Here is a 23646-nt window from a genome sequence, read left to right as displayed (position 1 = left end):
ATGGCCGGATCCGATCGGACCGAGCAGCCCGCGGTCGAGCTGCGGCATCTGCGCCGCGACTACGCGGTGCGGGCCCGGCAGGAGGGCTCGCGGCGACGGCGGCGCACGCTCGTGCGCGCGGTCGACGACGTGACGCTCACCCTCGGGCGCGGCGAGGCCGTCGGCTTCGTCGGCGCCAACGGGGCCGGCAAGTCGACGACCATCAAGATGATGACGGGCATCCTGCAGCCCACGAGCGGCGAGGTCCGCGTGCTGGGCCGCGCGCCCGTGCCCGAGCGGCGCCATCTCGCGCGCGAGATCGGCGTGGTCTTCGGGCAGCGCTCCCAGCTGTGGTGGGACCTGCCGCTGCGCGAGTCCTACCGGATCCTCGCCGCGATGCACCGCCTGAGCGACGCCGCGCGCGACGCGCGCCTGGCCCGGCTCGTCGACGGCCTGGACCTCAGCCCGTTCCTCGAGCGGCCCGTGCGTCAGCTCTCGCTCGGCCAGCGCATGCGCGGCGAGGTCGCGGCGGCCCTCCTGCACTCCCCCGCCCTCGTGATCCTCGACGAGCCCACCATCGGCCTCGACATGGTCTCCAAGGAGGGCCTGCGCCGCTTCCTGCGCGAGGACCGCGCCGAGCGCGGCACCACGCTGTTCCTGACCACGCACGACATGAGCGACGTCGAGCGCCTGTGCGAGCGCCTCGTCGTCGTCAACGCGGGGACCATCGCCTACGACGGGGCGCTCGCGGGGTTCCGCGGCGCGCTCGGCGCCCCGCGCGAGCTCATCGTCGACCTCGCCGCGCCGCTCGCGGCCCTCACGGTCCCGGCCGGGGCCGAGGAGACCGCCGTGGAGGCCGACGGGATCCGCCACCGCATCCGCTTCTCGGGCGCCGAGCTGACGGTGCCCGCCCTGCTCTCCCACCTCTCGGCCCAGGCCGACGTCACCGACCTCTCCCTCGCCGAGCCCGCGATCGAGGACCTCGTCCGGCAGATCTACGCGCGCGGGTCCTCCCGATGACCGTCGCGGGCCGGCTCGCCGATCTCGTGGCCGCCCCGGGCGTGCTCGGTCTGGGCGAGCCCACGCACGGCACGGCGGAGGCCTTCGCCTGGAAGTGGGAGGTCATCCTCGACCTCGCGCGCCGCGGCGTCCTGACGAGCCTCGCGTGGGAGCTCGAGCACTCGATCGGGCAGGAGGTCGACCGGGTGCTGCGGGAGGGCGGCGACGTGACCGTGCCCTGGGCGACGAGCGGACGGCTGTGGGACACCGCCACGATCGTGTCGGGGCTGCGCGCCCTCCAGCGGCACAACCTGTCGGTCCCGCCCGACCGGAGGGTGTGCTTCGTGGGGGTCGACATCCGACGGCCCCACCTCGCGGCCAGCGCGCTCGCCGACCGCGGCATCGACCCGCCCGTCGTGCGGGCGCTCGCCGCGCAGCAGGAGCTGTCCGAGCACGACAAGCACGAGGCGATCGCGCTCGGGGCACGCCTCGGCGAGGGCGACGACCCCGTGGCCGCGGCGCTCGGCCGCCAGCTCGCCCGCTACGTGGACGCCTATGAGCTCGAGCCGGACCTCGCCCGCCTGCACCGCCGGGACGTCCACATGGCCTCCACCCTGCTCGAGCACCTGCCCGCCGACGGGCTGACCGTGCTCTGGGCGCACAACGAGCACATCGCGACCAACCCGGACTTCTTCGGCGGCCCCTCCCTCGGGCAGGTGCTGTCCGACCGCCTGGGCGCCCGCTACGCCGGGGTGGGCATCCTGTGCGGCCCGGGACGATGCCGCGCGGTCGACCCCTCGAGCGGCCCCGAGTACACCGACGTGGAGCTGCCGCCGCTCGGCGCCCGCTGCACCGAGCACGCCCTGGCCCGCGCCGGCTCCCCGCTCGTGCTCACCGACCGCTTCGCCCATCCCGGGCCGCGGCGTTTCGTGGGCTGGCGCGTGGACACCGCGCATCGTGCGGACGAGACCTGCTGGACCATCGAGCGGCCCGCCGCCGACTTCGCCGCCCTTGCCTACCTCCCCCGCAGCAGCGCGGACGTCGCACGACCCCGAGCCGCACGGTAATGAGACCGCGAGCATCGCCGACTACCCTGGTCGCAGACGGATTCCCGGTCGCCGCCCGCGGCCCGGGACCGGACCGACGAGAGGAACGCGCATGGCCCCGACCGACATGTCCATCGGCCGCATGATCTCCTACGCCTACGACCGCGTGGCCCGCACCGGACAGGAGAACCCCGAGATCGGCGAGCGCCGCAGCCGGCGCGAGGCGCTCGGCCGCCGCATGCTCGAGTACGTGCTCATGAGCTCCAAGGCACGTGCGCACTTCGTCGACGGCATCGCCAAGACGAGCGGGAGCGTCCAGGGCTTCCGCGTCTCCTCGCGCACGAGCGGAGCCTTCGACCTCGTCGCCGAGCTCGACGCCGGCGAGGCGCCCGCGCAGGTCGCGATCCTCGCCAAGGTCGACACCGGGGTCGACGGCGACCAGGTCTCGCGCCTGCTCGCGGACCTCGCCCCGTCGCCCGCGAGCCGCCTCGTGCTCGTGACCGCCAAGGCCGACAAGCCCGACCTGAGCTGCGACGACGACCGGCTGGTCACGGTCACGTGGGCCAAGCTCGCGCGGAAGATGGCCTCGGCGGACGCCAAGCGCGCCGCGTTCTGGCAGGTCCTGGGCGAGTACGGCGAGGACGCCGGGCCGCTCTCGGTGTTCCGGCCGGTCTCCCCTCGCCTCCTGCTCGACGAGGACCTCACGACGGAGTTCCGCTCCTTCCTGGACACCATGCGTCTCGTGGGCCACGAGCTGTTCGGCCGGCCGGTGCGCTTCAGCGCGAGCCGGCGCCGCCGCGGCGCGTGGCTCCATGTGGGCGCGAGCGGCGACCAGCTCGGCGCGGAGTTCGGCCCCGTCGAGGACTCCACGCCGATCTGGCTGGTGGGCTCGCGGCCCACCCGTTCGATCGCCCTCAACATCGGCGGCCTCGTCGACGACGAGTCCCGCGACCGGGCCGTCCGGCGCCTGCGGGCGATCGCGGCCGGCGAGCACTGGCGCGCCGACCCCGACTACGCGCCCGCGATCGGCGACTTCATCGGCACCCGCGCCTCGGGCGACATCGAGGACGTGCGCTCGCTGCTGTGGGAGGTGTTCGACCCGCGCCTGCTCGAGGGCGCCGGCTTCCCCCTCGCGGCCCGCAACCAGCCCGACCTCGAGGCCGACCGGCTCGCGGTGCGCGTGTCCTACCCCGCCGACCCGAAGGCCGGGACCTTCCTCGTCTCGATCGGCGGCTCGCACACGTGGAAGACGCTGCTGCCGCGCGTGACCCGCGAGTACGACGGCAAGACCTACATCGTCCAGGCCGGCAAGAAGGACACCGCCGAGGACCTCGTGCGCGACGTGCACGGCGCCCTGCGCTCGCTCGCGACCAAGCCCTGAGACCGGCCTATCCTCGAGGGCGCACATCCATCGACGAAGGAGAGCCCGGCATGCGGGGAGAGTTCAAGGTCCGGGGCGGCAAGCTCGTCTCGGTCGAGGTCGAGTCCGACGGCGAGACGGTCACCTCCGCCCACGTGTTCGGCGACTTCTTCCTCGAACCCGACGACGCCCTCGAGGACATCGACGCCGCGATCGTCGGCCAGGGCGTCGACGCGACCGCCGCGGTGCTCTCCCGCGCCATCACCGAGCGCCTCGAGGCGCGCGGTGAGCCGGTCCAGCTGATCGGCTTCGACGCCGAGGCCGTCGCGGTCGCGGCGCGCCGCGCGCTCGGCCACGCCTCGAGCTGGGACGACCTCGAGTTCGACGTGATCGGCCCGGTCACGATGCCGCCCATCATGCACGTCGCCCTCGACGAGGTCCTCCCCCACGAGGTCGCCACGGGCCGCCGCCGCCCGGTGTTCCGGATCTGGGACTGGGACTCCCCGCTCGTCGTGATCGGCTCGTACCAGAGCGTGATGAACGAGATCGACGCCCAGGGCGCGGCCCGCCACGGCATCGACGTGGTGCGCCGCATCACGGGCGGCGGGGCGATGTTCATGGAGCCCGGCAACTGCATCACGTACTCGCTCGTGGTCCCGACCTCCCTCGTGGAGGGCCTGACGTTCGAGCAGTCCTACGCCTACCTCGACGACTGGGTGATGGGGGCTCTCGCCGAGATCGGGGTCAGCGCACGCTACGTCCCGCTCAACGACATCGCCTCGGACCAGGGCAAGATCGGCGGGGCCGCGCAGCGCCGCTTCGCCGAGGGCGTCGTGCTGCACCACGTGACCATGAGCTACAGCATCGACGCCGTGAAGATGGGCGAGGTGCTGCGCATGGGCAAGGAGAAGCTCTCGGACAAGGGCACCCGCAGCGCCGACAAGAGGGTGGACCCGATGCGGTCGCAGACCGGGATGGCGCGCCAGACGATCATCGACAGCTTCCTCGACTTCTTCCGCTCGCGCTACACGACCCGCGAGTCGACGTACACCGAGGGTGAGCTCGCCGCGGCCCGCGAGCTCGTCGCCACGAAGTTCTCGACGCCGGAGTGGACCAACCGGGTGCCGTGAGACGGCCGCGGCCCTCCCCCGCGAAGGGCGCCAGGCCGCCGGGCCGCCGTCCCCGCGCGCGTCACCTCTCTGTCGCCCCCTCAGCCCGCCGAGCCCTCCGCCGCGCCGCGGACGTGCCGCCCCCGGTGGACCGCGGTCCGCAGCTCGCTCGCGTAGGGCTCGAGCTCCGGCATGCCGCGCTCGCGCGCCACCGCGATCTCGGCCTCGACGTCGAAGGGCACGCGCACGTGCTGGATCGAGAACGGGGCGTCGGAGGCGCCGTCGAGCTCGCCCTCGAGGATCGCGTACGCGGCGTGCGGCTCGTCGAGCGGGTTGCCGGCGCTGCCCACGTTGAGGAGCGTCAGGGAGTCCACGGTCTCGAGATAGGCGTCGTGGATGTCGCCGTAGACGACGAGGGTCGGGGTCACGCCGCGGCTCGCCCAGGCCCCCGGCAGCCCGGCCCCGGCCTCGGCCCGGGCCCCGACCTCGGCCCCGGCCCTGGCGCCCGCCTCGCGCACCCCGTGGACGCCGAGGACCACGGCGTCGGCGGTGAACGGCGTGTTGGCGAACATCGCGAGGAACTGCTCGTGGTCGTGGTGGAAGCGCAGGCGCGTGAACTCGTCCGTGGCCGAGGCGTGCAGCAGCCGGATCCGCCGCCCGCTCAGGAGCAGGTCGATCGCGGCGGGCCGCGACGTGAGCCAGGCGCGGTCCGCGTCCGTGAGCTCGGCGCGCCACCACGCGACCGCCTCGGTGTACGGCTCACCGGGCCCCGCCACGTAGGCCTCCCAGTTGCCGCGTACGGTGACCAGGCAGCGCTCGCGGGTCAGGCGCACGGCCTCGGAGCCGCGGGGCCCCTTGCCGACCACGTCGCCGAGGTTCACGATCGCGTCGACGTCGCGCGCGGCCGCGTCGTCGAGCACGGCGCGCAGGGCGGTGACGTCGCCATGGACATCGGAGAGGACGGCGAGGCGGTAGGGGGCCATGGCTCTCAGCGTAGGGCGCGACGGGCCCGCCGGCCGTGCACGAGGGCGACCGGGCCCACACGGCGGCGGCGTGCACGCCGTGGCCCTGCCTGGAACAATGGCCCCCATGACCGACACCTCCGTGCGCCCCGACCCCGGCATCGACCCTGCCGCCTCGCCGATCCCCGACAAGCCGTCCCTCGACGGCCTCGAGGGCAAGTGGGACCGCGCCTGGAGCGAGTCCCAGGTCTACGCGTTCGAGGAGGACACGACGCGCGAGCAGGTGTTCTCGGTCGACACCCCGCCGCCGACCGCGTCCGGCTCGCTGCACATCGGCCACGTGTTCGGCTACTCCCAGGCCGACATGATCGTGCGCTACCAGCGCATGCGCGGCAAGAACGTGTTCTACCCCCTGGGCTGGGACGACAACGGCCTGCCCACCGAGCGCCGGGTGCAGAACTACTACGGCGTGCGCTGCGACCCCTCGCTGCCATACGACCCGGACTTCACGCCCCCGCAGGAGGGCGGCGACAACAAGACCGCCAAGGCCGCCAACCAGCTGCCGATCTCCCGGCGCAACTTCATCGAGCTGTGCGAGAAGCTCACCGAGATCGACGAGAAGTCGTTCGAGGAGGTCTTCCGCACCCTGGGCCTGTCGGTCGACTGGAACCACGGCTACCAGACCATCAACGCGCACTCGCGCGCCACGAGCCAGCGCGCGTTCCTCGAGAACCTGCAGGCCGGGCAGGCCTACCAGTCCGAGGCCCCCACGATGTGGGACGTCACCTACCGCACCGCCGTGGCCCAGGCCGAGCAGGAGGACCGCGAGCGCGACGGCGCCTACCACCGGATCGGGTTTACCCGCACCGACGGCTCGGGGGACACGGTGTTCATCGAGACCACCCGGCCCGAGCTGCTGCCCGCGTGCGTGGCCCTCGTGGCCCACCCCGACGACGAGCGCTACCAGCACCTGCTGGGCACCACGGTGACCTCGCCCCTGTTCGGCGTCGAGGTGCCGGTCCACGCCCATCCGCTCGCCCAGGCCGACAAGGGCGCGGGCATCGCCATGATCTGCACCTTCGGCGACGCGAACGACGTGACCTGGTGGCGCGAGCTGCAGCTGCCGACCCGCACGGTGATCGGCCGCGACGGCCGCTTCATCCCCGAGACCCCGTGGATCGCCACGGAGGCGGGCCGGCAGGCCTACGCGGAGCTCGCGGGCCTCACCGTGTTCAGCGCCCAGAGGCGCATCGTGGAGATGCTGACCGAGTCCGGGGACCTCGTGGGCGAGATCCGCCGGATCACCCATCCCGTGAAGTTCTACGAGAACGGCGACAAGCCGCTCGAGTACGTCTCCTCGCGCCAGTGGTATCTCACCAACGGCGGCCGGGACACCTCCTCCGGCGGCCTGCGCGACGCGCTCATCGAGCGCGGCCGCGAGATCACGTGGCACCCCGCCTACATGGAGGCGCGCTACCGCAACTGGGTGGAGGGCCTCGCGGGCGACTGGCTGATCTCGCGCCAGCGCTTCTTCGGCGTGCCGTTCCCGATCTGGTACGCGGTGGACGAGGGCGGCGAGACGGACTACGACACCGTGCTCACCCCGAGCCTCGAGCGCCTGCCCGTCGACCCGACCATCGACGCGCCCGACGGCTACGACGAGACCCGGCGCAACCAGCCGGGGGGCTTCGTCGCCGACCCCGACATCCTCGACACGTGGGCCACGTCCTCGCTCACCCCGCAGCTCGCGGGCGGCTGGAACGGCGACGCCGAGCTGTTCTCCAAGGTGTTCCCGATGGACCTGCGCCCGCAGGGCCACGACATCATCCGCACCTGGCTGTTCTCGACGATCGTGCGCTCCCACCTGCAGCAGGACTCGCTGCCCTGGCACCATGCGTCGATCAACGGCTGGATCCTCGATCCCGACCGCAAGAAGATGTCGAAGTCCAAGGGCAACGTGGTCACGCCCATCGGACTGCTGCACCAGCACGGCTCGGACGGCGTGCGCTACTGGGCCGGCCGTGCCCGCCAGGGCGTCGACACGGCGTTCGACGAGGGCCAGATGAAGATCGGGCGTCGCCTGGCCATCAAGATCCTCAACGCCTCGAAGTTCGCGCTCGGCTTCGGCGCGGCCCCGGCCGATCCGGCCGGCCGCCTCGCCGCGGACCCGGCCGCCGTCACCGAGGCGGTGGACCGCTCGCTCCTGGCGTCGCTCGCCGACGTGGTGGACGCCGCGACGACCGCGATGGACGACATGGACTACGCGCGCGCCCTCGAGGTGACCGAGCCCTTCTTCTGGACGTTCTGCGACGACTACATCGAGCTGGTCAAGGACCGGGCCCACGGCCAGGCGGGCGAGGCCGGCGCGGCGTCCGCGCGGGCCGCGCTCGCGATCACCCTCGACGTGCTGCTGCGCCTGTTCGCGCCCGTCATCGTGTTCGCGACCGAGGAGGTCTGGTCGTGGTGGCGCGAGGGCTCGGTACACACCCAGCCCTGGCCCGAGGCCGCGCCGCTGCGCGAGGCCGCCGCGGGCACCGAGGCCGCGCTCCTGGGCACCCTGTCCGACCTCGTGATCGCGGTGCGCCGCCTCAAGTCGGATGCGAAGGTGTCCCAGAAGACCCCGATCCTGCGGGCCGTGCTGACGGTCCCCGCCGGCCGGGTGGAGCACGCCGAGGCCGGACGCTCCGACCTCGTGGCGCTCGGTCGCATCGAGGACCTCACCCTCACGGGGGCCGAGGTCGACGGCGTGACCGCCTCCGAGGTCGAGCTCGGCGAGCCGCCGGTCAAGCAGCCGCGCCGCTGAGACACCTCAGCGGACCACCTCGCGGCTGCTGCCGTCGAGGCGTCTGGTCCAGCCCCGGGCGTCGAGGTGCTCGAGCAGCGGGATCGCGACCCGCCGGGTGGTGCCGAGCGCCCGCCGGGCGGCGCTCGTCGTGAACGGCTGATCGAGCGCCGCGAGCTCGCGCATCGCGAGCGCGGGCGCCGTGGGCAGGAGCACGACGCCGTCGTCGAGGCGGAGCACCCGGCCCTGCCGGGCCGCGGCGGCGAGCTCGCGGGCGCCGAGCCCGAGGGCCGCGAGGTCATCCGCCTCGGGCGCGTCGAACGGCGAGCGCCCGAGGCGCTCCTCGAGCACCGCGATGCTCGTCTCCGCGGCGCCGAGGCCCCTCGCCGCGCCGGGCGAGCGCAGATGCCCGTCGTCGGCGACGAGGGAGGCCTCGGAGACCACGGCGTCCAGGAGTGCGGGATCGGGCAGACCGAGCAGGGTCAGGGCCGCGCCGCGCGTAAGCCCGGGCGCGAGCGGCTGCTCGCGGTGCACCCGGTCGACGGCCTTCCCGAGCTCGTCACGCCAGCGCGCGAGGGTCTCGGTCGCCACCAGCCACGCACCTCGGCGGCACAGCGTCGCGGGCAGCGGCTCGGGGATGCCCACGCCGAAGCGGCGCAGCTCGCTCTCACGCATCGCGCCGCGCCGGGCCACCTCGACGGCGGCGTCCCCTCTCCATGGCATCGCGGCGAGGGTCGCGGCACGACGACGCCCGTCCCCGCGACGGTCGAGGCCGGGCGGGTCGACGTCGAGCACGTGCACGCCGCCGAGCACGGCATGCGCGCCGCTGCCGCGCAGCACGAGCCGGTCCGCCACCGCGAGCGGCAGCGCCCGGGCGAGGACGAGCCGGGCGTGCTCGTCATCGAAGGGGCGCACGTGGACCGGGACCGCCGCGGTCCCGATGTGGGCGACCGCCTGCTCGGGCAGGGACGCTGCGCCATCACCGGTGGCACGGCGCACGTCGACGGTGTCGGTCAGGTGCCAGGCATCGGCGTCGACGAGGGCGTCGCCGCGTCCGATCCGGTCGGCGGGCACACCGCGCAGGTTGACCGCGGCACGCGCCACCGGGGACAGCTCCTCGACGCTCTCCTCGCGGCTCTGCAGCCCGCGCACGGCGACCTGGGCATCGAGCTCGGCGCCGACGAGCCGCAGGCGGTCGCCGCGGCGCAGCGTGCCAGCCCCCAGGGTGCCGGTCACGACCGTGCCGGCGCCGGAGATGGTGAACGCCCGGTCGATCCACAGCCGTCGGCGTGTCGCGGCGTCCGGGGTGGGCGTCTGCGCCAGGACCGCATCGAGCGCCACGCGCAGCGCGTCCATGCCCTCACCCGTGACGGCGGAGACGGCGACCACGGGGGCGACGGCGAGCCCCGTCCGCGCGAGCTCGCGGCGGACCTGGGCGGTCACCTCGGCGCGCCGGTCCTCGTCGGTGCGGTCGGCGCGCGTGAGCACGATCAGCCCGCGGTCGATGCCGAGCGCGGCCACGGCGTCGCGATGATCGGCGGACTGGGCGCGCCACCCTTCGTCAGCCGCGACCACGAAGCAGACGATCGGGGCGGGGCCGAGGCCCGCGAGGGTGTTGGACAAGAAGCGCTCGTGGCCCGGGACGTCGACGAACGAGACCTCGCGGCCCGAGGGCAGGGCGGTCCACGCGAAGCCGAGGTCGATGGTCAGGCCGCGGCGGCGCTCCTCGGCCCAGCGGTCGGTCTCGATGCCGGTCAGGGCGCGGATCAGGGTGGACTTGCCGTGGTCGACGTGCCCGGCGGTGGCGACGACGTGCATCAGCGCACCGTCGTGCGGGCGCTGCGCACGGCGTCGACGAGCGCCTGCTCGTCCTGCTCGGGGATGCAGCGCAGGTCCACGAGGCATGCGCCGTCGCGCACGGTCGCGACGACGGCGGGGGTGCCGGCGCGCAGCGGGGCGGCGAGGTCCTCGGGCAGGGACACGGCCCAGCCCGGGAGGGGCACCTCGGCGCCCCCTCCCCCGCCGACGCGGCCGTCGTGGGCGACCACCTCGGCGCCGAGCGCCGCCGCGACCCGGGCGGTGCGCTCGCGCAGCACGTCGGGGTCGGCGTGTAGGGCCGCGGGGACGGGGGCCTCCGGGCCGGTCAGGGTCGCCTCGAGCGCGGCGAGGGCCAGCTTGTCGGCGCGCAGGGCGCGTGCGAGGGGGTGACGCGCGCAGCGGGCGATCGCCTCGGCGCGCCCGAGCAGCAGGCCCGCCTGGGGGCCGCCGAGCAGCTTGTCCCCGCTCGCGATCACGAGGTCGGCGCCGTCGCGCAGGGCGCCCGCGAGGTCGGGCTCCTCGGGCAGTACCGGATCGGGGCACAGCAGGCCGCTGCCGAGGTCGGCGACGAGCGGCGTCCCGCGCTCGTCGCACAGGGCGCGCAGGGCGGCGACGGGGACCTCGGACGTGAAGCCGGAGATGCGGTAGTTGCTCGCGTGGATCTTGAGCACGCAGCCCGTGTCGGCGCCGAGGGCGTCGGCGTAGTCGTCGGGATGCGTGCGGTTGGTGGTGCCGACCTCGCGTACACGCGCACCCGTGGAGGCGATCAGGTCGGGCAGGCGGAAGCCGGCACCGATCTCGATCATCTCGCCGCGGCTGAGCACGACCTCGCGCCCGGCGGCGAGGACGGTCACGGCGAGCAGCAGGGCGGCGGCGCCGTTGTTGACGACGAGGGCGTCCTCGGCCTCGGGACACGCCGCGAGCAGGGCCGCGCGGGCGCCGGCGCCGCGGCGGCTGCGGGTCCCGCTGCCCAGGTCGAACTCGACGTCGGCGTAGCCGGCGGCGTCGGCGAGGGCACGGCGGGCCGCCTCCGAGAGGGGGGCGCGTCCGAGGTTCGTGTGCACGATGACGCCGGTCGCGTTGAGCACGGGCCGCAGGGACGAGGGCGTGCGCGAGCCGAGGGCCGCGAGCACGCGGGCCTCGACCTCCTCGGGGGCGAGGCGACCGCTGCGGGCCTCGTCCTGGACGGCGCGGACCACGCCGCGCACGACCCGCTCGCTCATGGCGGCTGCCGCCGCGCGCACGGCGGGCAGCGCGAGCAGGCGGTCGGTGCGCGGGATCAGGCGACGGGGATCGGTGCCGGCGGCGTCGCGCGCAGCGCGGTCGCGCGCAGCGCGGTCGGGCGCGCCATCATCGGGCGCGCCACGATCGAGGACGGCACGGTCGGGGTGCTCGGTGCCGTGGGTCTCCGGGGCCGTCACGGTCCTCCTCCGGCGGGCGCGGAGGGGCGCCCGGGGTCTCGCGGGTCGGGCTCTCCGCGAGGGGCGGGGCAGGCGCCGCGGCAGGTCGCCGGCGCACGGAGCCGCCCTGCGGGAGCGGTGGCTGGCGGAGACGGACGGGAATCGAACCCGCCAGACCGAGATGCTCGGTCTCACCGGTTTTGAAGACCGGGGGGCCCACCAGGACCCGGACGCCTCCACGGCGAACCTACCACCCGTACGATCGAAAGCATGACCCAGAGCCCTCGTTCCCCGTCCCTCCCCGGCACCGCCGGCGCCGTCGATGCTGCCGCCTCTCCCGCTCCTCCCGTGCGCCTGACGACGATGGCCCACGGCGGGGGCTGTGCGTGCAAGATCCCGCCGGGCGAGCTCGAGGAGGCGGTCGCGGCCCTGGCCGGGCAGCGCTCCGAGACGGTCATCGTCGGCCTCGACGACGGCGACGACGCCGCCGCGGTCCGGGTGCGGGACAATCTCGCGGTGCTCTCGACCGCCGACTTCTTCACCCCGGTCGTCGACGATGCGTTCGACTGGGGGCGGATCGCCGCGGCCAACGCCCTCTCGGACGTGTACGCGATGGGCGGCACGCCGATCGTCGCCATCAACCTCGTGGGCTGGCCGCGCGACGTGCTGCCCTACGAGCTCCTGCGCGAGGTGCTCCGCGGCGGCCTGGCCGTCGCCGAGCAGGCGGGCTGTCCCGTGATCGGCGGGCACAGCGTGGACGATCCCGAGCCCAAGTACGGGATGGCGGTCACCGGCACCGCGCGGCCGGACCGCCTGCTGCGCAACGACGCCGCCGAGGCGGGCCTGCCGCTCACGCTCACCAAGCCGATCGGGGTGGGGCTGCTCAACAACCGTCACAAGGTGACGGGCGAGGTGTTCGCCGAGGCGATCGCGACGATGACGGCGCTCAACGTCGAGGCGTCCCAGGCGGCGCTCGCGGCCGGGGCCCGGGCGGCGACCGACGTGACCGGTTTCGGGCTGCTCGGGCACCTGCACAAGATGATGCGGGCCTCGGGGGTCGCCGCGACGATCGACCGCTCGGCGGTGCCGCTCGTCGAGGGCGCCGCCGAGGCGCTGCGCGACGGCTACATCTCCGGCGGCACGCGTCGCAACCTGGACTGGGTGCGCCCCCAGGTGCGGTCCGGGCGGGGCGTGACGGAGGAGGATCTGCTGCTGCTCGCCGACGCGCAGACCTCCGGCGGCCTGCTGGTCGTGGGCGAGGTGCCCGGATATCCCGTGATCGGCGAGACGACCGCCCCCCTCGACGAGGCACCCGCCGGCAGCGTGACGATCCGCTGAGGGGCCGCGCCACAGCCGTGGCCCGCGTCAGCCGGCGGTCGTGATCGAGTCGTCCGTGATGCCCCGGGCGCGGCGGGCGGCGAGGCGCGCCTTCTGCGGCTCGACCACGCGGCGGGGATCCTTGACGGACTCGCGCCCGGCCTCGAGCACACCGAACCGGGTCAGGGCCGAGGCGGCGACCAGGGCAGCGCCGCTCGCGGCGGCGATCCAGCGGTGGCGGCCGCCGAGCAGGGCGCCGATGCCGCCCGCGACGGCGAGGCGCTCGGCCCACGCGAGCTTCGCGCCCGCGGGCCCCTCCTCGAGCGGCTCGGCCTCGAGCGGATGCATCTGCGCCTTCGTGTAGTGCATGCCGGCGAGGTCCCCGGCGACGCCCGCGACGGCGAGCGCGCGGGCCGGTCCGATCTCGGCCGTCGGCGTCAGCACGAGCTGCATGCCGCTCGCGGCCATCGTCGCCGACGAGCCGAAGACGAAGGCCAGCCCGTGGCGGGACGCGTTCCAGGTGGGCACGGCCGTGTCGCCGAGCAGCACCGCCGTGTAGGTGGCCAGGGGCGCTCCGAGCGCGGCGGCGCCGAAGGCGGCGGGCGTCTCGACCGCCCGCAGGACCCGGCGCAGCGGACCCAGCGGCAGCCTCTCGCCGAGCAGGCGGTCGATCTCCGCGGCCCCGGCCACCCCGGAGGCGGTCGCGAAGGTCGACAGGATCCAGGTGCCCACGCTCATCGGGGAAGTCGGCTTGACCACGCGCATCATGTGGAGGAAGCGCTCGGGACGGCCGAGGTCCTCGATCAGGGCGGCGGTGCCCACGAGCACGCCTCCCAGGGCGGTCAGGCGGGCGTTGCGCCGCATGGCCGTGCGCCCGGTCAGGCGGGCGCCGGCCCCGAGCAGGCTCGAGGCCCCGGCGAGGCCGCCGACGAACAGGTAGACCGCGATGGGCGACTCCCAGGGCGGCGCCTTGACGATCGGCCTGCCGTAGTACGACGTGAACTCGACGTCGTCGACCATGAACATCTCGCGGGAGCCGTCGCCCGTGCCGGGCTCCTGGCGCCGACGGGGGGGTCTGCTGCGGCGGCGACGCCGGCGGGGCGGCTCGTCCGGGCGGTAGGCGTCGAACTCGGAGAGGGTCACGAACGGGCTCCCAGGAAGGCGAGGGTGGTGGCCGCGAGCATGCCCGCGCCGGCGAGGGCGGCGCGCTTCCACATGTGCGGCAGGTCGGCGGTCGGCACCTGCGGGTCGGGCGGCAGCCCGTACACCTCGGGCTCGTCGAGCAGCAGGAACACCGAGCCCGTGCCGCCCACCCCGTCGCGCGGGTTGGCGCCGTACAGCCGCGCCTCGGTCATGCCCTGGGCGTGCAGCTGGAGCACGCGGTCCTGGGCCTTGGTGACCATGTCCTCGCGGCCGCCGAAGGAGATCGACGTGGTCGGGCACGCCTTGGCGCAGGCGGGCGTCTCGTCGTGCACGAGGCGGTCGTAGCACAGGGTGCACTTGTTGGCGGTGCCCTTGTTGGGCACGTCCTGCTCGACGCGACCGCGGTCGCCCTTGGGCGCGACGGTGCCGTCGTCCCGGCGCTCGATCACGCCGAAGGGGCAGGCGCCCACGCAGGTCCCGCAGCCGTTGCACACGTCGGCCTGGACCACGACGGTGCCGAACTCGGTGCGGAACAGGGCGCCCGTGGGGCATGCGTCGAGGCAGCCGGCGTGCGTGCAGTGCTTGCACACGTCCGAGGACATGAGCCAGCGGAACTCGGGGGTGTCCGGCGGGGTGCGGTCGGCGCGGGAGAGGTCCTCGTCGGGCCGCCCGCCGGGGGCCGACGCGCCCGTGCGCGGGCCGATCGTCGGCATGCCGAGGGACACCAGCGCGCGTCCGGACTCCCGGGCCTCCGCGATGCGGTCGGCGCCCTGCTCGACGAAGGCCACGTGGCGCCACGTGTTGGCCCCGAGCGCTCCGGTGTTGTCGAAGGACGAGCCCAGGATCTCCAGGGTGCCGTCCTGCGGGTTGTGGTTCCACTCCTTGCACGCCACCTCGCAGGCCTTGCAGCCGATGCAGATCGAAGTGTCGGTGAAGAAGCCCTTGCGGTCGTGGGTGTGGCCCCATCCCGCGTCGGCGGCGGGGTCCTCCTCCGGTCCCGAGAGCAGTCCCATCAGCTCTCCTCCGTCCGTCGTTCGTCGTGCGCGGTGCCGGAGGGGCCCTCGACGTGCTCGGCGTGCGGCTCGGGCAGGTCGAAGCTCGTGGCGATGTCCTCGCCCGTCGCGAGGTCCACGTCGTGGGCGCGGGTCCCCTCCGGGAAGTCCTCGGTCGTGTCCCGCTCATCGCCCGTGACGGGCGACACCCCGGCCCGACGCTGATAGTCGGCGACCAGGTCGAGCAGGGCCCGGCCGCGCGGGCGGCGCCCCGGGACCACCGCGCACGCGGTCACCTTGGAGTTCTGGATCTGGGTGTTCGCGTCGAGGTTGAGCCCGATCAGGTCGTTGACGCTGTCGCCCTCGACGACCGCGTGGGAGCCCCGTGCCCAGTGGTACGGGATCCCGATCTGGTGGACCGTGCGACCGGCCATCCGGATCGGGCGGAACCGTTCGGTCACGAGCACCTTCGCCTCGATCGCCGAGCGCGCCGAGATCACCGTCGCCCAGCCGTACGGCTCGAGCCCGACCTCCTCGGCGAGCTGCGGGGAGACCTCGATGAACAGCTCCGGCTGGAGCTCGGCGAGGTAGGGCAGCCAGCGGCTCATGCCGCCCGCCGTGTGGTGCTCGGTGACCCGGTAGGTCGAGAAGTAGTACGGATAGACGCTCGACCCCGCGCCCGTGACGCCCGGGGAGTTCATGTTGTCCCGGGTCTGGAACACGACGCGGGTGGGGTTGCTCTGCTGGTCGTAGAGCGGGTTGGGGATGGCGGACTCGACCGGCTCGTAGTGCGTCGGCAGCGGGCCGTCGACCATGCCGGTGGGGGCGAACAGCCAGCCTCGCCCGTCGGCCTGCATGATGAAGGCGTCGTTCCCCGCGAGCGCCGCAGGGCCGCCCGCGGCAGGATCCCCGGGGTCGTGCGGATCCTTGCCGACGGGGAAGTCCGGGACGTCCTTGCCGGTCCAGGTCTTGGCCTCGGCGTCCCACCACACGTACTTCTTGCGCTCGCTCCACGGCGTGCCGTCGAGGTCGGCGGAGGCGCGGTTGTACAGGATCCGGCGGTTGGCAGGCCAGGCCCACGCCCATTCGGCCGCGGTCACGTCCTGCTCCCGGCCGGGCTTACGGCGCGCGGCCTGGTTGACGCCGTCCTTGTAGACGCCCGCGTAGATCCAGCAGCCGCCGGCGGTCGAGCCGTCGGCCTTCATCTCGGCGAACGCCGAGAGCGGTCGACCCGTGTCGGGTCCCTTCGTCACGTAGCCGTTGATCTCCTTGAGCACGGACTCGGCGTCCACCTCACCGTGCTCGTCGGTCGGGTAGTCCCAGGTCAGGTCGAGCAGCGGACGATCGCGCGGGTCGGTCGAATCCTGGAGCTTCTCGCGGATCCGGCAGCCGAGGTCGTAGAAGAAGTCGAGCTCGCTCTGGCAGTCGCCCGGGGGGTTGACGGCCTTCTCGCGCCACTGGACCATGCGCTGGGTCTGGGTGAAGGAGCCGGCCTTCTCGGTGTGGTTGGCCGCGGGGAGGAAGAAGACCTCGGTGCCGATGTCCTCGGTCACGAGCTCGCCCGTCTCGATCTCGGGCCCCTCCTTCCACCACGTCGCCGACTCGATCATGGAGAAGTCGCGCACGACCAGCCACTTCAGGTGCGACATGCCCAGGCGCTGCATGCGTCCGTTCGCCGAGCCCACCGCGGGGTTCTGGCCCATCAGCAGGTATCCCTCGACCTCGTCGGCGAACATGCCCATCAGGGTCTGGTAGGTGCCGTGCGGACCGCTCAGCCGGGGCAGGTAGTCGTACGCCCAGTCGTTGTCCTTGGTCGCGGCCTCGCCCCACCACGCCTTGAGCAGGTTGACGGCATAGGTCTCGGAGTTGGCCCAGAAGCCCTTCTGCTGCTTGCTCCCGACGGCGTCCACGTACTGCTCGAAGGTGTCGTGGGAGCCCACCTTCGGCATGGGCAGGTAGCCGGGCAGGAGATTGAAGAGCGTGGGGATGTCCGTGGACCCCTGGATGGTCGCGTGGCCGCGCAGCGCCATGATGCCGCCGCCGGGGCGGCCGACGTTGCCCAGCAGCAGCTGGAGGATCGCGGCGGTGCGGATGAACTGCGCCCCGCCGACGTGCTGGGTCCAGCCCACCGCGTAGGCGAAGCACGTGGTCCGTTCGCGTCCCGAGTTCTCGGTGATCGACCGCGCGAGGTACTCGAAGTCGGCGCGCGAGATCCCGCACGTCTCCTCGACCATCTCCGGGGTGTAGCGCGCATAGTGGCGCTTCAGGACCTGGAAGACGGTGTGCGGATGCTGGAGCGTCTCGTCGCGCGCGGGCTCGCCGTGCTCGAGCGGCGGACCGCCGCTGCCGAAGGCGTCCCCCGCGCTCGTCCCGCCCGAGGTCGAGTCGGAGGCGTCGTCCCCGTGCTGTCGGGACGGGTCATGGACGTGCTCGGCCCCGTCACCCTCCGGGGCCTTGTACGCCCAGCTCGAGGGGTCGTAGGCGCCCGTCTCGGGGTCGAAGCCCGAGAACAGCCCCTCGAGGTCCTCGGTGTCCAGGAAATCGTCGGAGATGATCGTGGACGCGTTGGTGAACGCCGAGACGTACTCGTGGAACCACAGGTCACGGCTCAGCACGTAATTGATGACGGCGCCGAGCAGCACGACGTCCGAGCCGGCGCGGATGGGGATGTGCTTGTCGGCGTTGGCCGAGGTGCGCGAGAAGCGCGGGTCGATGTGGATGACGCGCGCACCGCGCGACCGGGCCTCCATCACCCACTGGAACCCGACCGGGTGCGCCTCGGCCATGTTCGAGCCCTCGATGACGATGCAATCCGCGTTGGCCATGTCCTGGAGGGACTGGGTGGCGCCGCCGCGGCCGAACGAGGCTCCCAGACTGGGAACCGTCGCGGAGTGTCATATGCGGGCCTGGTTCTCCATCTGGATGGCCCCGCTCGCCGTGAAGAGCTTCTTGGCGAGGTAGTTCTCCTCGTTGTCGATGGTCGCGCCGCCGAGGCTCGCGATGCCCATCGTGCGGTGGAGCGGTCGTCCCTGGTCGTCGGCGTCCTGCCAGGTGCGGCGGCGGGAGGCGAGGAAGCGGTCGGCGATCATGTCGATCGCCGTGTCGCGGTCGAGGTCGGTCCAGTCGCTCGCGTAGGGCGCCCGGTACCGGACCGTGGTGATGCGGCGCGGGGAGTTGACGAGCTGCTCGCTCGCCGAGCCCTTGGGGCACAGCCGCCCCCGCGAGACCGGGGAGTCGGGGTCGCCCTCGATCTGGATGACCTTGTCGTCCTTGGCGTACACGAGCTGGCCGCAGCCGACGGCGCAGTACGGGCACACGCTGCGGGCGACGGTGTCGGCGCTCGCGGTGCGCGGCGCGGTCTCCCGCGTCCGCTCGGAGGTGACCGCGCTCCCCCGCCCGAGCGGGTCCCCGGAGCGCAGCTGCCGGACCACCGGCCACTGGAGGAAACTCATGCGCGCCATGTGCCGACCCTACCATCGAGGACGCGTCGGTGCGGTCCGGGAAAGAGGCTCTCACCTGGGCCGATGCCTCGACGGCGACCCCAATAACGTCCTGTGGGCATTGCGAAAATGCGGACCGCGGTCAGCGAGCGGCTTCGGGGTCCTCGTCGCGGATCTGCTCGTGGTGACGGATCACCTCGGTCACGATGAAGCGCAGGAAGCGCTCGGCGAACACGGGATCCAGGCCCGACTCGACGGCGAGGGAGCGCAGGCGCGCGATTTGCTGGCGCTCCCGCGCGGGATCGGCGGGCGGGAGGTCGTGCTCGGCCTTGAGGCGGCCCACCCGCTGGGTGTGCCGGAACCGCTCGGCGAGCAGGTTGACCAGGGCCGCGTCGATGTTGTCGATGCTCGCGCGCTCCTCGCCGAGCATGGCCATGGCCCGCGCGGCATCGTGCTCGGAGCGCCCCTCTCCCCGAGGTGCCGGGGTGGCCGTCATGCCGAGCGGGCCGAGCGCTCGGCCTCGGTCTGGGTGAGCATGAGCGGGGCGCGCCCGGTCGTCACGACGCCCTCGGTGATGACGACCTTGGCGATGTCGTCGCGCGAGGGCAGGTCGAACATGACCGGCTGCAGGATCTCCTCGAGGATCGCGCGCAGGCCGCGGGCGCCGGTGCCGCGCTCGATGGCGCGGTCGGCGATCGCCTCGAGGGCGGAGCGCTCGAAGTCGAGTTCGGCGCCGTCGAGGGCGAACATCTTGCGGTACTGCTTGACGAGCGCGTTGCGGGGCTCGGTGAGGATCTGCACGAGCGCGGCGCGGTCGAGGCTGCTGACGCTCGTGAGCACGGGCAGGCGACCGACGAACTCGGGGATCAGACCGAACTTCAGGAGGTCCTCGGGCAGGATCTTGGCGTAGATCTCCGCCTCCTCGAGCGGCGTGTGCAGCTCGGCCCCGAAGCCGATGCCGCGCTTGCCGATGCGCCCGCCGATGATGTCCTCGATGCCCGCGAAGGCGCCGGCCACGATGAACAGCACGTTCGTCGTGTCGATCTGGATGAACTCCTGATGCGGATGCTTGCGGCCGCCCTGGGGCGGCACCGCCGCGACGGTGCCCTCGAGGATCTTCAGCAGGGCCTGCTGGACGCCTTCGCCCGACACGTCGCGCGTGATCGAGGGGTTCTCGGCCTTGCGCCCGATCTTGTCGACCTCGTCGATGTAGATGATGCCCTGCTGCGCGCGCTCGACGTCGTAGTCCGCGGCCTGCAGGAGCTTGAGCAGGATGTTCTCGACGTCCTCGCCGACGTAGCCGGCCTCGGTGAGCGCGGTCGCGTCGGCCATCGCGAAGGGCACGTTGAGCAGCTTGGCGAGGGTCTGGGCGAGGTACGTCTTGCCGCAGCCGGTGGGGCCGACGAGCAGGACGTTGGACTTGGCGACCTCGATATCGCCCTCGCCGTCCGCCTCGGAGGCGGGGGCCGGGTTCTGGCCGCTCAGCTTGTCCGCGGCGCTGCGGGCGGGCGCCGGCGGCGCCTGCTGCGAGCGCGTGCGCTTGTAGTGGTTGTAGACCGCGACCGCGAGGGCGCGCTTCGCGGGCTCCTGGCCCACCACGTACTCCTCGAGGAAGGCGAAGATCTCCTGCGGGGTGGGCAGCGGTGCCTGCTGCTCAGGAGCGGGCTGGGCCGCCTCGATCTCCTCCGCGATGATCTCGTTGCACAGCTCGATGCACTCTTCGCAGATGTACACCCCGGGGCCGGAGATGAGACGTTCCACCTGCTTCTGCGACTTGCCGCAGAAGGAGCACTTGAACACGTCGGCTCCATCGCTCGTGCGCGCCATGCTCGTCCTTTCGGGTCGGGGCGGGACCGCCGGTGCGGCCGGGCGCCGCGGATCTCAACCTACCCCAGGTGCCCGGACGGGCCGGGACGCGCGCCGCGGAGGCGGGACGGTCCCGGCCCGTGCGGACCGGGGCTCGGCGGGAGGCGGGCCGGGCCCGGCCGGGCCGGCCCACCTCCCTGTTGGGATCAGCGCTGGATCTTGGGACGGGTGTCCTTGCGGGAGGCGAGGACCTGGTCGACCAGGCCGTAGTCGAGCGCGCCCTGGGCGGTGAGGATCTTGTCGCGCTCGATGTCGCGGCTGACCTCCTCCTTGGAGCGTCCGGAGTGGCGGGCCAGGGTGTCCTCGAGCCACTCGCGCATGCGGAGGATCTCGTTGGCCTGGATCTCGATGTCCGAGGCCTGGCCGCCGCCGCCCTCGCCGCCCATCGCGGGCTGGTGGATGAGGATGCGGGCGTTGGGCAGCGCCAGGCGCTTGCCCGCCGTGCCGGCCGCGAGCAGGACCGCCGCCGCGGAGGCCGCCTGGCCCAGGCACACGGTCGTGATGTCGGGCTTGATGTACTGCATCGTGTCGTAGATGGCGGTGAGCGCCGTGAACGAGCCGCCGGGGCTGTTGATGTACATCGTGATGTCGCGGTCGGGGTCCTGGGACTCGAGCACGAGCAGCTGCGCCATGACGTCGTCGGCCGAGGCGTCGTCGACCTGCACGCCGAGGAAGATGATGCGGTCCTCGAACAGCTTGGTGTAGGGGTCCTGGCGCTTGAAGCCGTAGGCGGTGCGCTCCTCGTACTGGGGCAGCACGTAGCGGGAGGTGGGCATGGGGCCCGCCTGGGCCACCGGCATGCCCGTGTACGAGCGGGAATCGAAGGTCACGAAGTGCTCCTTGGGGTCTGTGGTGTCGTGGGGGCGGAGGGCGATCAGCGCTCGGTGCTGCCGGTCGGCCCGCTCTCGGTGCCGCCGCCGCCCGTGACGTCCCCGGCGCGGGTGACGATCTTGTCGATGAAGCCGTACTCGAGGGCCTCGGGCGCCGTGAACCAGTGGTCGCGGTCGCCGTCGGCGATGATCTGCTCGACGCTCTTGCCGGTCTGCTCGGCGGTGAGCTCGGCCATCTGCCGCTTCATGGAGAGGATGAGGTCCGCCTGGATCTTGATCTCCGACGCGGTGCCGCCGAGGCCGCCGAGGGGCTGGTGCATGAGCACGCGGGTCATCGGCGTCGCGTAGCGCTTGCCCTTGGCGCCCGAGGACAGCAGGAACTGGCCCATCGAGGCGGCCATGCCCATCGCGACCGTCACGACATCCGGCTGGATGTACTGCATCGTGTCGTAGATGGCCATGCCGGCCGTGATCGAGCCGCCGGGGCTGTTGATGTAGAGGTAGATGTCCTTCTCGGGGTCCTCCGCGGCGAGCAGCAGCAGCTTGGCGCAGATGGCGTTGGCGTTGTCGTCACGCACGTCGCTGCCGAGCCACACGATGCGCTCGCGCAGGAGGCGCTGGTAGACGTTGTCGTCGAGCCCCATCAGGGAGTCGCCCTGGGCGTTGCGGGGCTGGAGGTTCTGCGAGGTCACTTCGGTGGTCTCCTTTACGGCCATGGCTCTCGATGTGCACGACTCTAGGTGGTCGGCCCGACACTCGTGCCGCCTGTTCGCCGCGGGCGCACTGCGGCGGGCATGCCTCCGCGGCGGCGCGCCCACGAGGGCGGCTGCCGCCTCGGCGGTGACGGCCCGCGCCCGAGCCGCGACGCCGGAGCACCGAGCGTCACCTCACGACACCTCTCGGGGCGTCCATGTGCCGTGGGCCGCCGCTCGGCCTGGTCGACAGGGCCCCTGTCGGCGCCCGGACGTGCACGGATGTGGCGCCCGCCACAGCGCGAAGGTAAACGCGACGCCGCTCGACGGCCCTGCGCGCGGCCGTTGTCAAAGAACTGGTCAAGAGCCCTCCCCGGCCTCCTCAAACGGGTTCCGGCGCCCCAGGGCCCCTCCTACGGTTGATCACGCCGACGAAACGGGAAGGGCCTGCGGGCGACCCTCGGATCGACGGACGAGAAGAAACAGCGACAGTCCCCGGATCGCCCTAGTGTCGGCGTCGGAGGACCGGAAGGAACGCACGCTCACTATGGCTATCACCAACACGCACCGCGCCGCCGGCCGCGCGGTCACCCCCCTCAACCCGAGCCTCGCCCTCAAGGGCGCCGGCGGCGCCGCCGTCCTCGGCTCCGTGGTCCTCGGCTCGTTCGCCACCGCCCAGGCGGCGCCCGCGAACGCCGCTCCCGCCACCCCGAAGGCCGCCGTGTCGGCCGCCCCCGCCGCTCAGGCGATCGCCGCGCTGCCGGCCCCCCAGCTCGTGAACCCCACGGCCGCCATCTCCTCCGGCGCGACCCTGTTCCGCGGCTCGGTCGGCGATCGCGTCGAGGATCTGCAGTCCGCGCTCAACGCCCGTGGCGCGAACCTCGCGGTCGACGGCAAGTTCGGCCCCCGCACCCACTCCGCGGTGATCGACTTCCAGCAGGACAACGGCCTCCAGGTCGACGGCCGCGTCGGCCCCGAGACCCGCGGCGCCCTCAACGGCGTGTCGGCCTCCAACGGGACCTCGCGCTCCGGCTCGAGCTCCAGCGACTCGGGCAACTCCAGCTCGATCCTGTCGGCCGCCCGTTCGCAGATCGGCGTCGGCTACAGCTGGGGCGCCTCGCGTCCGGGCTCCGGCTTCGACTGCTCGGGCCTGACCAAGTACGCCTACGCTCAGGCGGGCATCTCGCTCCCCCACAGCTCGAGCGCGCAGGCCAACGGCGGTCGCAGCATCTCCAAGTCCAGCGCGCAGCCGGGCGACCTCGTCGTCTGGTCCGGCCACATCGGCATCTACGCCGGTGGCAACAAGGTCGTGGACGCGGGCTCCTCGAAGGGCTCCGTCTCCGAGCGCACGATCTGGGGCAGCCCCCGCTTCGTCACCTACCGCTGATCGCGCCTCGCGCGCTGTCGCTGGGAGAGCCCCGGTCCGCTTCGGCGGACCGGGGCTCTTCGCTGTCCGAGGGGAGCCGGCCGGGCGGGCTCTTCTCTCGCCCCCGCACAGTGCTCCTTCCCTCGCGCCACTCCCTTTCCCCCGCACGCCGCTCTTCCCAGAGCTTCCCTCGGCCTCGACCCCCTGCGGCAGGCGCTCCCAGGCGCCCCTTGAGCTCGGCCGCAACCCCTGCGGCACGCGCTCCCATGCTCCCCGTGACCTCGGCCGCGACCCCCTGCGGCACGCGCTCCCAGGCACTCTGCGATCCCGCTTCACCTCGCACAGCATCGAGATCGCCTTTTCGGGCGGAGTTCTCGCCGAATTCCACCCGAAAAGGCGATCTCGATGAGGAGCACTCCCCCGCGGCCCCACCGGGTACCGCGATCTCGCTCCGGGAGACGTCCCTGCCGCGCGCTGCGACGGCCGCCGAGGGTGCATGAGCTGACGGGCACGGGTCCCCCACGATGCTGCGACGCTGTGCGAGC

Annotated in this window: 17 protein-coding genes and 1 tRNA gene; 7 read left to right on the top strand and 11 right to left on the bottom strand. The window is 73.2% G+C overall.

The features are described 5' to 3' along the window. The 4 genes from BRM3_RS07240 to BRM3_RS07225 all read left to right on the top strand — a co-directional run bounded on the left by BRM3_RS07240 (position 1) and on the right by BRM3_RS07225 (position 4514). Positions 1–999: an ABC transporter ATP-binding protein gene (locus BRM3_RS07240; protein ID WP_263592663.1), complete on the top strand. Its 999-nt coding sequence runs from the start codon at positions 1–3 to the stop codon at positions 997–999. Beyond that, a complete protein-coding gene (locus tag BRM3_RS07235) occupies positions 996–2045 on the top strand; it encodes an erythromycin esterase family protein (RefSeq protein ID WP_263592662.1) in 1050 nt (349 codons plus the stop codon). The genes BRM3_RS07240 and BRM3_RS07235 overlap by 4 nt, the downstream gene beginning before the upstream one ends. Before the next feature lie 91 nt (positions 2046–2136). Next, positions 2137–3405: a hypothetical protein gene (locus BRM3_RS07230; RefSeq protein ID WP_263592661.1), complete on the top strand. Its 1269-nt coding sequence runs from the start codon at positions 2137–2139 to the stop codon at positions 3403–3405. A 50-nt stretch (positions 3406–3455) separates the two neighbouring features. Further along, entirely contained in the window at positions 3456–4514 is a 1059-nt protein-coding gene (locus BRM3_RS07225; RefSeq protein ID WP_263592660.1) for a lipoate--protein ligase family protein, read from the top strand. An 80-nt stretch (positions 4515–4594) separates the two neighbouring features. On the opposite strand, the gene BRM3_RS07220 is transcribed toward BRM3_RS07225, so the two are convergent. Beyond that, a complete protein-coding gene (locus BRM3_RS07220; RefSeq protein ID WP_263592659.1) occupies positions 4595–5476 on the bottom strand; it encodes a metallophosphoesterase family protein in 882 nt (293 codons plus the stop codon). Positions 5477–5582: 106 nt separating this feature from the next. Here BRM3_RS07220 and valS point away from each other — a divergent pair, with 106 nt between their 5' ends. Further along, entirely contained in the window at positions 5583–8258 is a 2676-nt protein-coding gene (gene valS, locus BRM3_RS07215) for a valine--tRNA ligase (RefSeq protein ID WP_263592658.1), read from the top strand. Positions 8259–8264: 6 nt separating this feature from the next. Here the strand turns inward: valS and selB are convergent, their stop codons facing one another. The 3 genes from selB to BRM3_RS07200 form a co-directional block, all read right to left on the bottom strand. After that, positions 8265–10055 (bottom strand): selenocysteine-specific translation elongation factor, encoded by a 1791-nt coding sequence (gene selB, locus BRM3_RS07210; RefSeq protein WP_263592657.1) that lies wholly within the window; start codon positions 10053–10055, stop codon positions 8265–8267. Beyond that, on the bottom strand, positions 10055–11338 hold the full coding sequence (gene selA, locus BRM3_RS07205; RefSeq protein WP_263595421.1) for an L-seryl-tRNA(Sec) selenium transferase: 1284 nt from the start codon (positions 11336–11338) through the stop codon (positions 10055–10057). Before selA ends, selB begins: the two co-directional genes overlap by 1 nt. Positions 11339–11598: 260 nt before the next feature. Beyond that, positions 11599–11693 (bottom strand) — tRNA-Sec (locus BRM3_RS07200). A gap of 125 nt (positions 11694–11818) precedes the next feature. On the opposite strand from BRM3_RS07200, the gene selD reads away from it, so the two are divergent. Then, entirely contained in the window at positions 11819–12793 is a 975-nt protein-coding gene (selD, locus tag BRM3_RS07195; RefSeq protein ID WP_263595420.1) for a selenide, water dikinase SelD, read from the top strand. Between the two features lie 27 nt (positions 12794–12820). Here selD and nrfD read toward each other — a convergent pair whose 3' ends face one another. The 7 genes from nrfD to BRM3_RS07160 all read right to left on the bottom strand — a co-directional run bounded on the left by nrfD (position 12821) and on the right by BRM3_RS07160 (position 21687). Continuing rightward, positions 12821–13915 (bottom strand): NrfD/PsrC family molybdoenzyme membrane anchor subunit, encoded by a 1095-nt coding sequence (nrfD, locus tag BRM3_RS07190; RefSeq protein WP_263595364.1) that lies wholly within the window; start codon positions 13913–13915, stop codon positions 12821–12823. After that, positions 13912–14928: a 4Fe-4S dicluster domain-containing protein gene (locus BRM3_RS07185; RefSeq protein WP_263595363.1), complete on the bottom strand. Its 1017-nt coding sequence runs from the start codon at positions 14926–14928 to the stop codon at positions 13912–13914. Before BRM3_RS07185 ends, nrfD begins: the two co-directional genes overlap by 4 nt. After that, on the bottom strand, positions 14928–18368 hold the full coding sequence (gene fdh / locus BRM3_RS07180; RefSeq protein WP_396127034.1) for a formate dehydrogenase: 3441 nt from the start codon (positions 18366–18368) through the stop codon (positions 14928–14930). Before fdh ends, BRM3_RS07185 begins: the two co-directional genes overlap by 1 nt. A gap of 121 nt (positions 18369–18489) precedes the next feature. Beyond that, positions 18490–18843 carry a chorismate mutase gene (locus tag BRM3_RS07175; RefSeq protein WP_263595362.1) on the bottom strand — a complete coding sequence of 118 codons (354 nt, stop codon included), beginning with the start codon at positions 18841–18843 and terminating at the stop codon, positions 18490–18492. Beyond that, positions 18840–20174, bottom strand: a complete 1335-nt coding sequence (gene clpX / locus BRM3_RS07170; RefSeq protein WP_263595361.1) for an ATP-dependent Clp protease ATP-binding subunit ClpX — start codon at positions 20172–20174, stop codon at positions 18840–18842. The genes BRM3_RS07175 and clpX overlap by 4 nt, the downstream gene beginning before the upstream one ends. Before the next feature lie 185 nt (positions 20175–20359). Next, positions 20360–21013 carry an ATP-dependent Clp protease proteolytic subunit gene (locus BRM3_RS07165; protein WP_263595419.1) on the bottom strand — a complete coding sequence of 218 codons (654 nt, stop codon included), beginning with the start codon at positions 21011–21013 and terminating at the stop codon, positions 20360–20362. Between the two features lie 74 nt (positions 21014–21087). Then, positions 21088–21687 carry an ATP-dependent Clp protease proteolytic subunit gene (locus BRM3_RS07160; RefSeq protein WP_263595418.1) on the bottom strand — a complete coding sequence of 200 codons (600 nt, stop codon included), beginning with the start codon at positions 21685–21687 and terminating at the stop codon, positions 21088–21090. Between the two features lie 595 nt (positions 21688–22282). Here BRM3_RS07160 and BRM3_RS07155 point away from each other — a divergent pair. Continuing rightward, the gene (locus BRM3_RS07155) at positions 22283–23122 is read left to right on the top strand and encodes a C40 family peptidase (RefSeq protein ID WP_263595360.1); all 840 of its coding nucleotides are present in this window, start codon (positions 22283–22285) and stop codon (positions 23120–23122) included. Positions 23123–23646 lie beyond the last annotated feature (524 nt).

The organism is Brachybacterium huguangmaarense, assembly GCF_025725725.1.
Classification (GTDB): Bacteria; Actinomycetota; Actinomycetes; order Actinomycetales; family Dermabacteraceae; genus Brachybacterium; species Brachybacterium huguangmaarense.
The sequence above is the reverse complement of the archived record's forward strand: the minus strand, read 5'-3'. Positions and strand labels throughout refer to the sequence as shown.

What these genes read in the sequence shown, in the direction of transcription:
- BRM3_RS07160 (WP_263595418.1), bottom strand. Translation starts at nt 21,687, where the DNA reads ATGGGGCTCGACGACAACGTCTACCAGCGCCTCCTGCGCGAGCGCATC.
- BRM3_RS07185 (WP_263595363.1), bottom strand. Translation starts at nt 14,928, where the DNA reads ATGGGACTGCTCTCGGGACCGGAGGAGGACCCCGCCGCCGACGCGGGA.
- selD (WP_263595420.1), top strand. Translation starts at nt 11,819, where the DNA reads ATGGCCCACGGCGGGGGCTGTGCGTGCAAGATCCCGCCGGGCGAGCTC.
- BRM3_RS07240 (WP_263592663.1), top strand. Translation starts at nt 1, where the DNA reads ATGGCCGGATCCGATCGGACCGAGCAGCCCGCGGTCGAGCTGCGGCAT.
- BRM3_RS07220 (WP_263592659.1), bottom strand. Translation starts at nt 5,476, where the DNA reads ATGGCCCCCTACCGCCTCGCCGTCCTCTCCGATGTCCATGGCGACGTC.
- BRM3_RS07155 (WP_263595360.1), top strand. Translation starts at nt 22,283, where the DNA reads ATGGCTATCACCAACACGCACCGCGCCGCCGGCCGCGCGGTCACCCCC.
- BRM3_RS07165 (WP_263595419.1), bottom strand. Translation starts at nt 21,013, where the DNA reads ATGCCGGTGGCCCAGGCGGGCCCCATGCCCACCTCCCGCTACGTGCTG.
- valS (WP_263592658.1), top strand. Translation starts at nt 5,583, where the DNA reads ATGACCGACACCTCCGTGCGCCCCGACCCCGGCATCGACCCTGCCGCC.
- BRM3_RS07175 (WP_263595362.1), bottom strand. Translation starts at nt 18,843, where the DNA reads ATGACGGCCACCCCGGCACCTCGGGGAGAGGGGCGCTCCGAGCACGAT.
- clpX (WP_263595361.1), bottom strand. Translation starts at nt 20,174, where the DNA reads ATGGCGCGCACGAGCGATGGAGCCGACGTGTTCAAGTGCTCCTTCTGC.
- BRM3_RS07235 (WP_263592662.1), top strand. Translation starts at nt 996, where the DNA reads ATGACCGTCGCGGGCCGGCTCGCCGATCTCGTGGCCGCCCCGGGCGTG.
- BRM3_RS07225 (WP_263592660.1), top strand. Translation starts at nt 3,456, where the DNA reads ATGCGGGGAGAGTTCAAGGTCCGGGGCGGCAAGCTCGTCTCGGTCGAG.
- selB (WP_263592657.1), bottom strand. Translation starts at nt 10,055, where the DNA reads ATGCACGTCGTCGCCACCGCCGGGCACGTCGACCACGGCAAGTCCACC.
- BRM3_RS07230 (WP_263592661.1), top strand. Translation starts at nt 2,137, where the DNA reads ATGGCCCCGACCGACATGTCCATCGGCCGCATGATCTCCTACGCCTAC.